A 15,256-nucleotide genomic window follows, 5' to 3' on the forward strand; every position below is an offset into this window, starting at 1 on the left:
GCCCCGCAGGATTACGGCAGCACCGTGACGGTGTCTCCCTCCAAGCGCACCGGGAAGCCCACGGTGTTGGGGTGGACCGTTCCCTCCTCGACGATATCGCGCGTGTCCACGCTGACCTGGAACGTGTAGGTGCCGTCCGCCACGTCGGTGATGTCCACCCACTGGCACGGGGTGTCGAGCGTGTAGATGTCCGACCAGCCCGGGGAGATGCCCATGGGCTCGTGGACGGTCCACACCGGCGACTCCGCGCAGTAGCTCTGGAGGTCCACCAGGAAGTAGCCCTGCTTGCGCCCCCTCATCACCGCGTTGCCGCCGGAGTCCCTCAGCTCGTAGGCCGCGAAGTTGGTGAGGTGGTCGTGCCCATGGCACGCGTCATAGACATACAGGTCCGGGTTCTCCTCGATGGGTGGGAGGACCGCGGACTTGCTGCCCAGGTTCTGGATGGAGGTGCTGAAGCGCAGCAGCTTGCGACGACCCGGCGCGAGCACGCACTCCTCCTTCACCTCGCAGGAGTCGGCGGGGAAGTCCTTCCACACCACGTGCACCGTGCGCTCGAGCACGTCCTGGTCCACGGTGAGGTCCGGCTTGCCGTTCACCTCGTCTATCCCCAGGCCGCAAATCCTCGGCGCGAGCAGGTAGGGAGGCGCGGTGGGCGTCGTCGGCACCTGACCTCCTCCGAAGACAGACACGTCGCCCATGGGCTTGTCGAGGACGTCGCCGAATTCGGTGGAGGCCACCACCAGGTCTTCGAACCCGTCGCCGTCCAGGTCTCCTGGCGCGACCACGGAATAGCGCCGGTACGTCCGATAGCCGTTGGGGACGACGTCACCCCGGGGCCAGGACCAGGCGGGCTGCAGCGCCTGGGAGATGCCGTCCTTCGGTGAGAAGAAGTAGAGCCTCCCCGCGGAGCCCACCACGAAGTCGTTGCGCTGGCCGTCGCCATCCATGTCGCCCACGAGGCTCGCGCCGGAGAACGCGCCGAAGAAGGGGAAGGAGGGGTCCCCCAGGGTGGACCACGCCGGCGTGGAGGAGAACGCGCCGTCCGGCTGGGAGAAGTGGAACTGGAACGGGCCCGAGTCCGCCAACAGGAAGGCCTCTGGATGCCCGTCTCCGTTCAAGTCCGGCAGGAGGTCGATGGGCCCGAGGAGGGTCTCGATTCGCGACGGCTCCGTGGAGATGGGGCCATCGCACGCGAAGGCACTGCCAGGCTTGCAGCCGAGGAAGTAGCCCCGCCGGCCATCCTCCAGGGAGAGCGCCACATCCCCCGCGTCATCCCCATTCAGGTCCCCCGCGGCCGAAGCGGAGAAGTAGCCCGTGCGAGTGCGCGCCAGCGTGAAGAGCCCCTCTTCCCGGGCCCCAGGCGTGGACAGGTAGAAGAGCTGCTCGGTGCCGCGGGTGGCGATGAGGTCATCCCGGCCATCTCCATTCAAGTCCACGAAGAGGGAGCTCAAGAAGATGCCGTTTCCCGGCACACGGAAGGTCGGCGCGGCCAGCATCGCCGCCAGGTCCGCCTGGCCCAGGAAGACGGAGGAGCCGTAGCGGCCATGCACCAGCAGGTCCGCGTAGGCGTCTCCATTCACGTCGCCCGCCGCCACCCGGAGCACCTGCCCGGAGGTTCTCGGGTGCGTGTTCTGCCAGGTCATCGGCGCGGACACGGCCTGGGTGGAGAAGAACTTCTCCTGTCCCACGAAGATGGACACGCGCCCGGGGTTGAGCGTGCTGGTGAGCAGCAACTGACAGGCCTGAGAGCCCACCACCAGGTCCTTGCGCCCGTCCCCGTTGAAGTCCGCGAGCGCCACGGCGCCGCCAAAGCACTCGTTGGGGAAGCTCGGGTCCGCCTTCACCTGCCACAGCGGCGTCTCGGAGAGCGTGGGCTTCGGCGCGGGAGGCGGGTCGTCATCCTTGCAGCCCACCAGCGCCGACAGCAGACACACGACGACCAGCGACCTCGAGGGCACACGCATGAGCGACTCCTCTTCTGGGGTACCGCGGGGAAAACACCTCGTGTCACGAGCCGGGCGCGCGAGGACTCAGCGCGCCCGGCCCTGCCGCCTCGGCGGACGGGGTCAGCGCACCACCGTCACGGTGTCTCCGTCGATGCGGACATCCAGCTTCACTTCGTTGGGAATCGCGTTCGCCTCTTCGATGATGTCCTTCTCGTCCACGCCGACGCGCAGGGTGTACGTGCCGTCGGTGAGGTCGGTGATGTCAATCCACTGGCAGGGGATATCCGCGACGTAGATGTCCGACCAGCCGGCGGAGATGCTCATGCGCTCACCGATGGTAATCGGCGCGGCGTCCGAGCATTGCCGGTGGTAGTCCACCAGGTAGAAGCCCTGCTTGCGGCCGGTGACGACGTCGTTGCCCTGGGCGTCGCGCAGCGCGTAGCCGGCGAAGTCCGTCAGGTGCTCGTGTCCGTGACACTCGTCGTAGACGTAGAGGTCGGGCCGCTCCTCGGACGTGGGCACGTCCGCCACCGCGTTGCCCAGGTTCAGGATGGAGGTGCTGAAGCGCAGCAGGCGCCGCTGCCCCGCGGCCGGCACGCAGCCCTCCAGCACCTCGCAGGCGTCCGCCTTGAAGGTCTTCCGCTCCACGTACAGCGAGCGCGCGAGCACGTCTCCATCCACGGTGAGGTCCGGCTTGCCATTCACCGGGTCCACCACCAGTCCGCAGCTCTTCGACTCCGGCAGGTGCGGACGCGGCGCGGGCGGCGCGGGGACGTGCCCGCCCCCGAGGATGACGACGCGGCCCGCGGGCCCATCCACCAGCCCCGTCGGCGGAGCGATGCCCACCACGAGGTCACGGAAGCCATTGCCGTCCAGGTCTCCGGGCGCCAGCACCGCGTGGCTCATGAAGCCCTCGAAGTTGGAGGGCAGCGCGTCCGCGCGAGGCCACGCGAAGGAGGGCTTCAAGTCCGAGGAGATGGCCGCGCCGGGAGAGAAGAAGTACAGCCGGCCCATCGAGCTCGCGATGAAGTCGTGCGCCTGTCCGTCTCCGTCCAGGTCCCCCACCGGCTGCGGTGAGCCGAGCAGCGAGAACAGCGGGTCCTCCACCAACTGCCACGTGGGCATCGGCCCATAGCCACCCGTTGACTGCGCGTCCGACAGGTAGAGCTGCCAGGTGCCACCGCCGAGTCCCGTGAAGCGCTCGGGCTGTCCGTCTCCATTGAGGTCGGGGAACAGGCCCATGGCCCAGGCCTTCAGGGACCACACGGGCTCGGCCGTCAGCGCGCCGTCACACGTGAGCGCGCTGTCCTGCTTGCAGCCCAGGTAGAGGCGGAAGGTCTCCGCGCTGTAGGCCACCACGTCCTGCACGCCGTCGCCGTTGGTGTCTCCCACGCGACGCAAGCTCGTCCCGAAGAGAGAGGCCGTCCGGGACACCAGGACGAAGGGCACCTGCCCTGCTTGCGCCCGATAGACGGACACGATGCCGCCCTTCGAGCTGACCAGGTCATCCAGGCCGTCGCCGGTGACATCCGTCAGCAGCGTGTTGCCGTACAAGCCACCGCCCGGCACCTGGAAGGCGACCTCGGAGAGCAGCTCCGACAGGACGGGGCGCCCCTTGAAGACGAGCGCGCCATACAGACCGGAGATGAGCAGGTCCGCGTAGGCGTCTCCGTCGATGTTGCCCACGGAGACCGTCATGCCGTTACCGGTGGTGCGCGAGTTGCTGTTGCGCCAGTCCATGGTCCACGAGGGCCCCTGCTTCGCGAAGTACGGGGCCTGTCCGGGGAAGAGGTACACGCGGCCGGGCTCACGCGTCTGGCCCATGCAGGGCGGGGCACCGACGACGAGGTCCTTCTGACCGTCACCATCCAGGTCTCCCATCGCGATGGTGCGGCCGAAGCACCCCGCCGCGTAGGTGGCGTCATGGTCCACCCGCCACAGGGGCACCTCGGAGAGCTCGTTGCCCGCATCGGGCGTCCCTGCATCGGGAGCACCGGCATCAGGCTCGCCCGCATCAGGTGCACCGGCGTCGGGGGTCCCCGAGTCGGGTGCACCTGCATCGGGAGTCCCCGAGTCGGGTGCGGGGTCCGGGTCGTCGGGGCAGCCACACAAGACGACCATCAGCGTGGACAGGGACAGGACAGCGGACAGACGCATCGATGCCACTCCTTGTCATGCGCCGAAGCGCACGAACCCCCGGCCCGGGATGAAGGGGACCGGAGGCTATTCCCAAGGACCCGCGACGCGGACAAATGCTTGTCACGTGACAAGCATCTACTCCGAGTCGTCCAGAGTGTTTGTCTTCGCACCCTGGAGGAGCGCTCCCCGAGGTGTGGGCAGGGCCTGACACGTATCCGCGCGACACGCGGGCGCGACGTGGCGGACTCGAGCGGCGCGCACGTCGGATGTTCGCCGAGCAACCTGTCGTGCGAGGGCGGTGGCGCATCCACCGGACAGGGCTCACCTTCGCGCGAAGGCTTCCGCGCTGGAAGTCCTGCTCGCGAACATGGCTCCGTCCGCCGCGCCCACGTCCTTCGAGGCAGCGCCCGCCGCGTTCCCCGCGTTCACGCGCTCACAGAAGGTCTTCAGCTTGTTGGGCGCGCTGCTCGGGCTGCTGCTCGCGGCGCTGGACCAGACGATTGTCGCCACCGCGGGCCCGTCCATCCAGGCGGACCTGGGAATCTCTCCGGCGCTCTACCCGTGGCTCACCACCGCGTACCTCGTCGCGTCGACGATGATGGTGCCCGTGTGGGGGAAGCTGTCGGACCTGCTCGGCCGCCGCGCGGTGCTGGCCGCGGGCATCGTCATCTTCCTGCTCGGCAGCTTCTTGTGTGGCGTGTCGCGCTCCACGGTGGCGCTCATCCTGTTCCGCGCGGTGCAGGGGCTGGGCAGCGCGGCGCTGTTCACCGGCGCACTGTCGGTCGTCGCCGACCTCTTCTCGCCCCGCGAGCGAGGCAAGTACCAGGGCCTGTTCGGCGCGGTGTTCGGCCTGTCGAGCGTGGTGGGTCCGCTCGCCGGTGGCTTCATCACCGACAGGCTCGGCTGGCACTGGGTGTTCTTCATCAACCTCCCCGTGGGCACGGTGGCGCTCGCGCTGGTGTTGCTGCGCATGCCCCGTCTGCGGCCGGAGGGCATCCCTCGGGGGAAGCTCGACCTGGTGGGCGCGGTGCTGCTGGCGTTGGCGGTGGTGCCGCTGCTCATGGCGCTCAGTCTGGGACGCGGCGCGGAGCAGGTGGCGCACGGGGGCGGCTGGGCGTGGAGTTCCTGGCAGGTGCTGGGGATGTTCGCGCTGGCGGCGGTGGGCACGGCGCTCTTCATCCGCGAGGAGCGACGCGCGCACGAGCCCCTCCTGGACCTGACGTTGTTCCGACAGAAGACCTTCGCCCTGGGCAACCTGGCGGTGTTCATCATCGGCGCGGTGTTCCTGTCGGGCGTCGTGTTCCTGCCGCTGTTCATGGTGAACGTGGTGGGGCTGTCGGCGACGCACTCGGGGCTGACGCTGACGCCGCTGACGTTGGGCGTGGTGGCGGGCAACGTGCTCAGCGGGCAGCTCGTCTCGAGGCTGGGCCACTACAAGGTGTTGATGCTCGGCGCGCTCGTGCTGCTGATGGTGGGCTTCACGGTGATGGGCTTCACGCTGACGCCGGACTCCACGCAGGCGGAAGTCACCGTGAAGATGGTCCTCGTCGGCGTGGGCCTGGGGCCGACCATTCCGCTCTACACGCTGGCCATCCAGAACACGGTGTCACCGCAGCACATTGGCGTGGCCACGTCGGCGGCGACGTTCTTCCGGCAGCTCGGGATGACGCTCGGGGTGGCGCTGATGGGCGCGGTGTTCGCGACGACGCTGTCCCATGAGATGGGGACCCGCGTGGCCCAGGCCACCGAGGGACTTCCTCCGCATCTTCGCGCCGAGCTGGCCTCCGCCACACCCGGCGCGGGAGGTGAAGGGGGCTCGGCGCGCACCGTCTTCCAGGCGGAGGAGGTGAAGCAGCGCGTGCGCGCGGAGCTGGAGGCCGAGCGTCAGCGCGTGAAGGCGTCCGACTCCGCGGTGGCGCAGGTGGATGCACAGGAGCAGAGCGCGCTGGAGGCCGTGGACCGGACGAGCCGGGCGCTGAAGGAGTCCTTCACTCGCGCGGTGTCGGATGTGTACCGCTGCGCCATCCTGGTCGCGCTGCTCGCGTTCCTGGTGACGCTGCGACTGCCGGAGCAGCCGCTGCAGCGCGGACGCAAGCCGGCGCCCTCGGAGTGAGCGGGGCTCACGCGAAGGTGCGCGCGGTGGACCAGGCTTCGAGCGTGTAGATGTGCACGGGCAGGTGCCCGGCCTCGCCCCATCCCGGACGCAAGGAGGGAGAGGCCTCGACTCGAGCCACACGTCGAACGCGGTCGTCGCGAAGAGATGCCCCTCGGCGTGGAGGGACGAGGGTTCCTTGACGATCTTGAACGACCAATGCCTCCTTGCGCATCAGCGCCACGCCTTATGGAGACGCGGGCGGATGCTCCCAGAGCTCTTCCCTGAGATGCGGGCGCTCAGGCTTCATCCAATTTTGTCGATATCGGCGGCTCTGACAGCAATCCGGCGGCGGATTGAAAGCAAACCGCCCGATATCGACAAAATTGAGTGCCTCCACCCGCAGCGAACCGCGGGGGCCCCCGCTCAGTGCCCCGCGCTGGCCTTCGGGGGAGTCGCCACGGGCGCCGAGCCGGGCTGCGGCGAGGTGGGCGCCTCCGGGCGGACGAGCGTGTCCGGGGACTCGGCGATGGCGTACGTCACCCACGCGGTGGCGGCGGTGCTGCGCGCCAGGTCCTGCGGATCCACCTTGTCCAACGTGTCCGCGTGCGTGTGGTGCACATCGAAGTAGCGGCTGGAGTCCACCTCCACGCCGAAGAACGGAACCCGCGCCGGCACCAGGGGACTGATGTCCGCGCCCCCCGCCTCGCGCGCGGAGAAGTTGGCCGCGCCCAGCGCCACCAGCGGCGTCAGCCAGGGCTTGATGAGCTCCTGCCCACCCGCGCCCGCGCGCAGGCTCACGGACACTGGACGCCCACCGCCCGCGTCCATCTCCATGGCCGCCACGTGCCGGGACAGCTCCGCCGCATGCGTCTCCGCGTACGCACGGCCACCGCGCAGACCGTTCTCCTCATTCATGTAGAGCACCACGCGCACCGTGCGCCGAGGCGCCTGCGGCAGCTTCGCGATGAGTCGCGCCGCCTCCATCACCATCACCACGCCCGCGCCGTCGTCATGCGCGCCCGTGCCCACGTCCCACGAGTCCAGGTGCGCGCTGATGAGCACGATTTCCTGCGGCTTCTCCCGGCCGCGAATCTCCGCGACGACGTTGTGCGAGTCCGCGTCCGGCAGCTCCGAGCACCCCAGCACCAGCTTCACCCGCACCGGCCCCAACCCGAGCTGGCGATGCAGCAGGTCCGCGTCCTCCGTCGTGACGGACGCCGCGGGGATGCGCGGGCCTTCGTCCTCGAAGCGCGTGGAGCCGGTGTGCGGCGTGCGCAGGGACGCCGTCGCCAGCGAGCGCACCAGCGCCCCCACCGCGCCCGCCTTCGCCGCCATCGCGGGGCCTCGGCCGCGCAGTCCGGCGAAGCGCCCGTAGTCCGCGGCCACCGTCATGGTGTGGTTGAAGAAGACAATCTTCCCCTTCACCGAGTCACCCAGCGCGGTGAGCCCCTCCAGCGACGTCACCTCCACCACCTCCGCCGTGAGCCCCTCCGGCGCCGTGGGAGGACTGCCACCCAGCGCGAGCAGGAACAGCGGATGGCCGCGCGTGCGCTCGGACGCGAGCACCTCGCCGCGCTCCTCGCCGCGCACCCAGCGCGGCACCTTCACGGGCTCCGTCCACGCCTTCACCCCGTCCGCCTTGAAGCTGCGCAGCGCCCACTGCACCGCCGCCGCCGCGCCCTCCGAGCCCGACAAGCGCGGGCCAATCCCATCCGTCAGCTCCGCGAGCCGCGCATACGAATGGCCCTCCGTCAGCGCGGGCCCCACCAGCTTCTCCGCGACAGCCAGGGGCGGCGCGTAGGCCTTCGCCGCGGGCGTGGACTTCGTGGCGGCCGGCGCGGCACCCGAGACGAGCTGGAGCGCGAGGGATGACGACAGGATGAACGTGGAGACGGGCAAGAGGACCTCCGGAAGAGGCGCCCACTCTCCGCCCGGCCTCCGGGCCTCGCAAGCGAGATGCTCTCCACGCCCGGTGCGAGCGCCGGATGCCTGCCTGGTGGGGACCGAAGGGATTCTTCAGGACTTCGTGGGGAATCCCAGGGGCCACCGCGCGCCGAGAGGGGGAACGCGGCGCGCGGGGCTCAACTGGGACTTCATACGGCGATATCGCTTTTGGGGGAGGCGATTACCGCCGCTGCGTCTCACTCTTTGGGAGGAAACGTGCCGGGCATGTTGAAGATCATTCGCAACGACGTCAAGCCCGGTGCCTCACTCAGCGTACAAGCGGACGTTATTTCCCGGAAAGGGGTTCAATTTTACAGCCACACCACCAAATCAAGGTGCGCAAGTGTGGTTTGAACCTCCCGTGGAGATCCAAAGCCTGCCATGCCGCCGCGGCGACCCAAGGCATGGGGCTGTCTCATGCCGAGCGCACGGCGGACTCGCGGACAGCCACGCTACCCCATGACGTCTGCCCAAGCCTCCGCTCATCCCTGACGGAATGGATAAGGGTTTCGGTCGTCCGAAGACAGACGCGGGGTGTGGACCGGAGCCACGCGCACCCATCGCGGTGGATTCCTACCCACCTCGACGCGACTCCTCAGGAATGCGACAGGAATTGGCTTGAGCCGTCGACGCTCGCCCCTGTGGTTGCCCTGCATCCGGGCACACACCCGCGCGCCTGCCCCAATGAATTACGGACATGCATTTTTTCCTGAAATGGTGTCTATGTCCGCGAAGACTCGTTTCACCCCGTCATGCACCAAGCGACGTGCGGCCCCCTCCCCCCAGGGCCGTGGCGTCTCGCGCCCCTGGGCGTTGAAGGAACGCAATGTTGATGGAGCAGTGGGCTCACCGCTTCTTCGAGCTCTCCACCGAGCTGTTCGTCGTGCTGGGTGCGCAGGGCCGGATTCTGGAGGCCAATCCCGCATGGACGGTGACGGTGGGTTGGTCTCCCACGGAGCTGCGGCTGGAAGGTTACCGGGGCTTCGTCCACCCGGAGGACGTCTCCGCCGTGGATGCGCGGCTGGAGTCGCTGGCGCGCACGACGGGCACCATGCGCTTTTCTTGTCGGTGGCGCTGTCGCGATGGGACGTGGGCCTGGCTCGTGTGGAGCGCGGCGTGCTCCGCGGCGGGGGGGCCGCTGTACTGCACGGTGCGGAGGCTGGAGTCACCTCCCGCGCTGGACAAGCACCGCAGCCCCGTCGCCGATTCGAGTGGTCCGGTGCCGCCGTGGGCGATGAGCGACAGCCTGCCCCTGGGCCTGTACGTGGTGGAGGTTCGCTCCGGCACCGTCCTCTACGCCAACCGTCGCTTCTGCCAGCTGTGGGGCATCGAGTCGCTCGAGGCCGCCATGCGCAAGGGTCAGGTCTCTCACGAGGACGTGCTGGGCCACTGCCTGCGCGCCGGTGAGGCCGCCGCCTTCCTGCGCTTGAATCCCGCCACCACGGAGACGGACGCGCCCCCGCCGCTGCACGGGGACGAGGCGGTGCTCTCCAACGGGCGGACCTTGCGCCGGCTCTCCACGCCCATGGGCGCCAGCGGTGACGAGTCCCGCTACCGGCTGTTCGCCTTCGAGGACGTCACCGAGCGCAAGCGCACGGAGGAAGCGCTGCACCGCTCCGAGCAGAGCTTCCGCAAGCTCATCGAGACGGCACCCGAGGCCATCTTCGTCCACCGGGACCAGCGCTTCGTCTACGTCAACCCGACGCTGCTGCGCGCGCTGAGGTACGAGCACGCCAGCGAGCTGTTGGGCCGTCCCATCTGGACCATCGTCCACCCGGACGACCTGGATGTGGTGCGCCAGCGCGTGCATGCGGTGGTGGCGCGGGGCGAGCTGGCCCCGCTGCGCGAGATTCGCTACCTGCGCCGCGACGGCACCTGGTTCGACGCGGAGAGCGCGGGCCTGCCCGTCGACTTCGACGGCGTGGGCGCGGTGGTCGTCATGGCGCGCGACATCACCGAGCGCAAGAACATGCAGGCCCAGCTCCTCCAGTCGGACCGGATGGTGCTCGCCGGCACGCTCGCGGCGGGCGTGGGCCACGAAATCAACAACCCGCTCACCTACGTCATGGCGAATCTGGAGTCGGCCATGGAGTCCATGCAGCGGTTGGGCGGGGAGCTGGGGCGGATGCTCCCGGATGGGGCGCTCGCGCCGGGCTGGTCCGGGTCCCTGAAGGACACCGGGGAGCTGCTCAAGGAGGCGCTCGAGGGCGCCACCCGCGTGCGCAACATCGTCCGGGACTTGAAGTACATCTCCCGTCAGGACGAGGAGCGCCGGGAGCTGCTCGACGTGCGCGAGTCGCTCGAGTTCTCCCTCAAGCTGGCCTCCAGCGAGCTGCGTCCCCGGGCCCAGGTCGTCAAACGCTACGAGGACGTGCCGCCCGTGCACGCGGACGCGTCCCGGCTGGGGCAGGTGTTCCTCAATCTGGTGGTGAACGCGGCGCAGGCCATTCCGGAGGGAGACCCGGCGAACCAGCAGGTGACCATCTGGGTGCGTCCGGGCGTGCATGGCGGCGTGGCGGTGGACGTGAGCGACACCGGCTCTGGCATGCCGCCCAGCGTGCTCGCGCGCATCTTCGACCCGTTCTTCACGACGAAGGCGGTGGGCTCGGGCACGGGGCTGGGGCTGTCCATCTGCCACGGCATCATCCGGGGGCTGGGTGGGGAAATCACCGTGCGCAGCGAGCCGGGGCGGGGCACCACCTTCACCGTGCAGTTGCCGCCCGCGCCCGCGGACGCGACGCCGCGCGAGGTGCCCGCGTTGCCCGCGCCCTCGTCGGAGCGCAGCGGTCGGCTGCTGGTGATTGACGACGAGCCCGCGGTGGGACGCTCGCTGGCGCGCATCATCGGCAAGCGGCACCAGGTGACGGTGGTGGGCAGTGGCGAGGAGGCGCTGACGAAGCTGTCCTCCGGAGGCCCGTTCGACGCCATCTTCTGTGACTTGATGATGCCGGGCATCACCGGCATGGACGTGTACGAGCGGGTGAGGGAGCGTGAGCCCGGGCTGAGCCTGCGCTTCATCTTCATCACCGGTGGCTCGTACACCACCCGGGCGCGCCAGTTCCTGGAGCGCATTCCGAATCCACGCATCGAGAAGCCCTTCGATGCGCAGATGATTCAACAAATCGTCGGAGAAGTGCTGGCGGTCGACTCTCCTGACGTCGCCGCGCTTGCCACGAATGAGTGAGACTTCACCGTGCCGGATTTCCCGGCGCGCAACCGAAGGGAGTTCCTGGTGATTGGCGGCGGCTTCGTCATCGATGCGGTAACGCATGCGTACAACCTGCACCCGTCCAACTGGCGCGCGGGGAAGTACGCCGAGTCCCTGGCACAGCTCATCTTCGGACTGCACAGCGGGTTGTCCAACGACTCGCACCGCGTCCCGCAGGCAGACCAGTTCATGAAGGACTGGTCCGTGGACGAGCTGGCCCACATCCTCTTCGTGGAGAGCGACATCGACCTGGCGGTGCACCACGTGCTGCCGCTCCAGACGCTCTACACGGACGGGCTGTGCTCGTACGAGAAGACGGTGGATATCAAGCGGCGCTTCCCGGACCGCTTCCTCGTCTACGCGGGCGTGGACCCGCTGCGGGGCACGGCGGCGCTGGAGGATTTGGAGCGCCAGGCGGAGGACCTCAAGCCCACGGGGTTGAAGCTCTATCCAGCCGCGTGGCTGGGGGACTCGTTCAAGCACACCGGCTGGCGGATGGATGACCCGAGCATCGCGTTTCCGCTGTTCGAGCGGGCGCGCAAGCTGGGCATCAAGAACATCGCGGTGCACAAGGGCCTGCCGATGGGGGCGGTGCCTCTGGAGCCGTACAAGGTCGACGACATCGGCGGCGCGGCGGATGCGTTCCCGGACCTGAACTTCGAAATCGTCCATGGGGGCATGGCGTTCCTGGACGAGACGGGCATGCAGCTGTCGCTGTTCCCCAACGTGTACGTCAACCTGGAGGTGACGGGGGCGTTGCTGGTGAAGCGGGAGCGCTGGTTCGCGGAGTCGCTGGCGGCGCTGCTCAAGTGGGCGGGCCCGGCGAAAATCATGTGGGGCTCCGGCACGGTGTTCAGCCATCCGCAGCCGGCGCTGCACAAGTTCTGGCACGACTTCCAACTGCCCGAGGAGCTGGTGCAGATGGCGGGCATGCAGGTAACGCCGGAGGTGAAGCGGATGATTCTCTGCGACAACTACGCGCGCTACGCCGGGGTGGACGTGGAGGCGGTGAAGAAGCGCATCGAGAACGACGAGTTCTCGCGCAAGCGCGCCAAGGGCGACATCAAGCCCTACAGCTACAAGCCGGAGGCGCGGCCGTGACGACGGAAGCGGCGCTGCGAGAGCGCATCCAGTCGATTCCGGACCCGTGCAGCCTGGCGACGGGCGTGCCGTTGGGGATTGGGGAGATGGGGCTCATCCAGAGCGTGAAGCACGAGGATGGGAAGGTGACGGTGCGCCTGCACATCACGTCTCCCATGTGCATGATGGCCGCGTACTTCATGCGGGAAATCGAGCAGCGTCTCACGGGCCAGGAGGGCGTCGAGTCCGTGCACGTGGAGTTCGACCACGACCTGAAGTGGACGCCGCAGGACATCCAGCCCGAGGCGCGTGAGCGACTGGCGGCACGGCGCATCACCATGCTGGGTGGGCGCCTGTTGCCGCGCACGGAAACACCGGCGACGAGCGGGAGCTGAGCGATACGGACGCGCGGCGGGCCCGAGGGCCCGCTCGTCGCGGCGCGCGGTGAACGTGAGGCGAAAGGCTTTCGCCTCGACACCGTGGCCCACGCGGGTGCGTCGAGGTTCACCGTGAGCTTGCATCACGGGTCTTCCGCCTCGGAGTTTCTGGGGAACCAGTCCATGGACATGAAGGTCGTGTTGTTGAGCGTGGTGCTGTTGAGCACGGGCTGCGCATCACTTCCGCCTCCTCCTGGCGGAGCGCTGCGCTCGGATGCACTGTCGAGCGCGGATTCTCGAAGCCACCGTCGACGCGACACGCGCCTCCTCGCATCCAGTGCGCGGTCGGTGGATTCAGCCGTCGTCGGTGTAGATGCCTGGGAGCGGTTGCTCGCGGTGGCGGGGCTGGATGAACGGGATGAGCGCCCGTTGTCCGGTCAGTCCCTCACGCCCACTCAAGCGGCACGGCTGTTGGCGAGACTGCCCGACAAGGCCGTGACGCTGGGACAGTTTCCGGCGCGAGTCGCCGTGGGCTTCATGCTGCGAGAGGTGATGGCTTCGGGAGAGGCGTCACGCGCCGAGCTGGTCCGCCGGACGGAGCGCTTCGAGCAGGTGGCGGTGTTGAGGCCCGATGGATGCCTCGCCTGGGTGCGCAGCGGACAGACGCAGCAGCGCGTGGGTCAGGTCGAGTGGAAGGACGCCAACTTCCGAGCGGGGCTGTTCGAGCTGGGGCGCTTCTACACGGGCAAGGGGGGCGTCTTCCGTCCATTGGGTTCACGACTGGAGGAGCTGCGAGGCGGTGCGTTCACCGACGTCCACGACGACGCCGACACGGTGAGCCGGGTCCTGGACGGAGCGGAGGAGTCCTTCGTCGAGCTTGCTCTGGCCGTGGGGCAGTTCTTCTCGACTTCTCCCGCCAACCATCTCGCCGCGCTTCAGCACATGCCCGCCACGCTGTCGGCCTTGCTGGCGTCATCGCCGGAGTACCTGGAGCACTTCCAGTACCTGCCCCGGGGAGAGCAGATTCAAGTGGTCTCCAAGCTGGTGACGGGCCTCATCACGGCGTGGGGAACGGCGAGTGGCGTCGCGAAGACGATGGGAGGCACGGCGTTCGCGACGGCGGAGGTTCCAGTGCTGTCGCTCTCCGCGAGTGGTGCGCTCGTCATGGAGCGAGTCTCGGTGCCAGTGGGGCGCGCGGCGGCGGTGCTGGGCGGTGGACCCGGCGCGGCCATCATCCTCCAGCGTGCAAAATCAGCAGGGCAGAGCCCAGCCCCCTCCCGAGGGCCTGGACAGTGGAAGCCCGCGAACGAGTCCATGAAACCAGCGGCTCGCCGATACCAGGAGCAAATCTCGGGACACACCGCCGACGACGCCTACTGGGTGGGCGACGTGAAGTTCGACGGATACAAGGACGAGAAACTCTTGGAGGCCAAGGGCCCCAACTACGACAACAAGTTCACGGACCAGTTCGACCCCGAAGACTGGTTCGAGCCCACGGGGGCTCAAAAGATCATCGATCAAGCCCAACGACAAGAACGGTCGGTTCGCGGTCTGGGCATTCCCATTGAATGGCACGTCGCAGAGATGAAGTCGGCAAAGGCCATTGAGAAGCTGCTCCGTGCCAATGGTGTCAAAGATATCAGGGTGTTCCACACTCCGGTGCGCTAAGGAAACAACTCCGTGCCCCTCCAACCAGAATTCGAGCCTTACTCATACCCGGAGACCTATTACGCAGGCGCCTATTGGGGACCGCGCCGCGAGTCACCGGAGCAGTGCGCTCACCGCACTGCGACCTTTCTCAACCACCTGGCACCATGCGACCCGTTCCTGGCCCATTGGTACAAACCCACTCGATCGCGCAAGGAGGCGCGCAACAAATACCCATTGATGCCGCCCGATCTCCCCACCCTCACCGAGCTCTTTCGCAAGGGCGTCAATCGGGAAGGAAAAGGGCCCGTCATTGAAGAGCTGGGCTTCAGCTTCTGGTTCGGAAATGGAGGGGGCAATTACGACAGAGCAGGCCTCCGCATCCATTCCGGAAGCTACGGGGAGGGAAATTCCAATGCGTGCGTGCTGTCGTTGCCCTCGCTCGGTCGCAGCAAGAACGCGGACCGCATCATCACCGCGTCCGTCCTCACGAGTGTGGTGCGCTGCATGGCACTGGCATGGGAACCCGATTGGGCCATCGCCATGTCACACGCGTATCGAGCTACGGAGGATGAGCGCGACGGTCAAGCCAACGACAGACCCGGCTGGATATCCTACTTCGCCAGGCACCGAGGCACCGTGCCTCCACTCCCCGCGCCCGTCCGCATCGAGCACGTCGGGGACCAGGGCACCCTCATCATCCTCACCCCCGAGCGTTTCACCTACGAAAACGCCGAGCACGTCGCCCTCGCTCGGCGCGTCCACGAGCTGCTGGTGAAGGCCGGCCTCATGGAGCCCATCGTGCGAAGACCCGCGTGAA

General features: G+C 68.2%; 9 protein-coding genes. 6 read left to right on the top strand and 3 right to left on the bottom strand.

Annotated elements, in window-relative coordinates; genetic code table 11:
* Positions 1 to 11: 11 nt before the first annotated feature.
* Together G4D83_RS43080 and G4D83_RS43085 are read right to left on the bottom strand one after the other, a co-directional pair.
* Complete coding sequence (locus tag G4D83_RS43080) at positions 12 to 1,964, bottom strand: lysyl oxidase family protein (protein ID WP_163870776.1); 1,953 nt, start codon at positions 1,962 to 1,964, stop codon at positions 12 to 14.
* A gap of 102 nt (positions 1,965 to 2,066) precedes the next feature.
* On the bottom strand, positions 2,067 to 4,103 hold the full coding sequence (locus tag G4D83_RS43085; protein ID WP_163870777.1) for a lysyl oxidase family protein: 2,037 nt from the start codon (positions 4,101 to 4,103) through the stop codon (positions 2,067 to 2,069).
* 349 nt (positions 4,104 to 4,452) lie between these two features.
* Here G4D83_RS43085 and G4D83_RS43090 point away from each other — a divergent pair, with 349 nt between their 5' ends.
* Positions 4,453 to 6,198 carry an MDR family MFS transporter gene (locus G4D83_RS43090; protein WP_163870778.1) on the top strand — a complete coding sequence of 582 codons (1,746 nt, stop codon included), beginning with the start codon at positions 4,453 to 4,455 and terminating at the stop codon, positions 6,196 to 6,198.
* A gap of 405 nt (positions 6,199 to 6,603) precedes the next feature.
* On the opposite strand, the gene G4D83_RS43095 is transcribed toward G4D83_RS43090, so the two are convergent.
* Positions 6,604 to 8,079 carry a M20/M25/M40 family metallo-hydrolase gene (locus G4D83_RS43095; RefSeq protein WP_163870779.1) on the bottom strand — a complete coding sequence of 492 codons (1,476 nt, stop codon included), beginning with the start codon at positions 8,077 to 8,079 and terminating at the stop codon, positions 6,604 to 6,606.
* Between the two features lie 877 nt (positions 8,080 to 8,956).
* Between G4D83_RS43095 and G4D83_RS43100 the strand changes: the two genes are divergently transcribed.
* The 5 genes from G4D83_RS43100 to G4D83_RS43120 all read left to right on the top strand — a co-directional run bounded on the left by G4D83_RS43100 (position 8,957) and on the right by G4D83_RS43120 (position 15,255).
* Positions 8,957 to 11,308, top strand: a complete 2,352-nt coding sequence (locus G4D83_RS43100) for a PAS domain S-box protein (protein WP_240357142.1) — start codon at positions 8,957 to 8,959, stop codon at positions 11,306 to 11,308.
* 9 nt (positions 11,309 to 11,317) lie between these two features.
* Positions 11,318 to 12,433 carry an amidohydrolase family protein gene (locus G4D83_RS43105; protein ID WP_240357143.1) on the top strand — a complete coding sequence of 372 codons (1,116 nt, stop codon included), beginning with the start codon at positions 11,318 to 11,320 and terminating at the stop codon, positions 12,431 to 12,433.
* Positions 12,430 to 12,807 carry a metal-sulfur cluster assembly factor gene (locus tag G4D83_RS43110; protein ID WP_163870781.1) on the top strand — a complete coding sequence of 126 codons (378 nt, stop codon included), beginning with the start codon at positions 12,430 to 12,432 and terminating at the stop codon, positions 12,805 to 12,807. Before G4D83_RS43105 ends, G4D83_RS43110 begins: the two co-directional genes overlap by 4 nt.
* A 165-nt stretch (positions 12,808 to 12,972) precedes the next feature.
* Positions 12,973 to 14,457 carry a Tox-REase-5 domain-containing protein gene (locus tag G4D83_RS43115; RefSeq protein ID WP_163870782.1) on the top strand — a complete coding sequence of 495 codons (1,485 nt, stop codon included), beginning with the start codon at positions 12,973 to 12,975 and terminating at the stop codon, positions 14,455 to 14,457.
* 12 nt (positions 14,458 to 14,469) lie between these two features.
* On the top strand, positions 14,470 to 15,255 hold the full coding sequence (locus tag G4D83_RS43120; protein WP_240357144.1) for an immunity 52 family protein: 786 nt from the start codon (positions 14,470 to 14,472) through the stop codon (positions 15,253 to 15,255).
* Position 15,256: the final 1 nt, after the last annotated feature.

Source organism: Myxococcus eversor (assembly GCF_010894455.1).
Taxonomy (GTDB): Bacteria; Myxococcota; Myxococcia; order Myxococcales; family Myxococcaceae; genus Myxococcus; species Myxococcus eversor.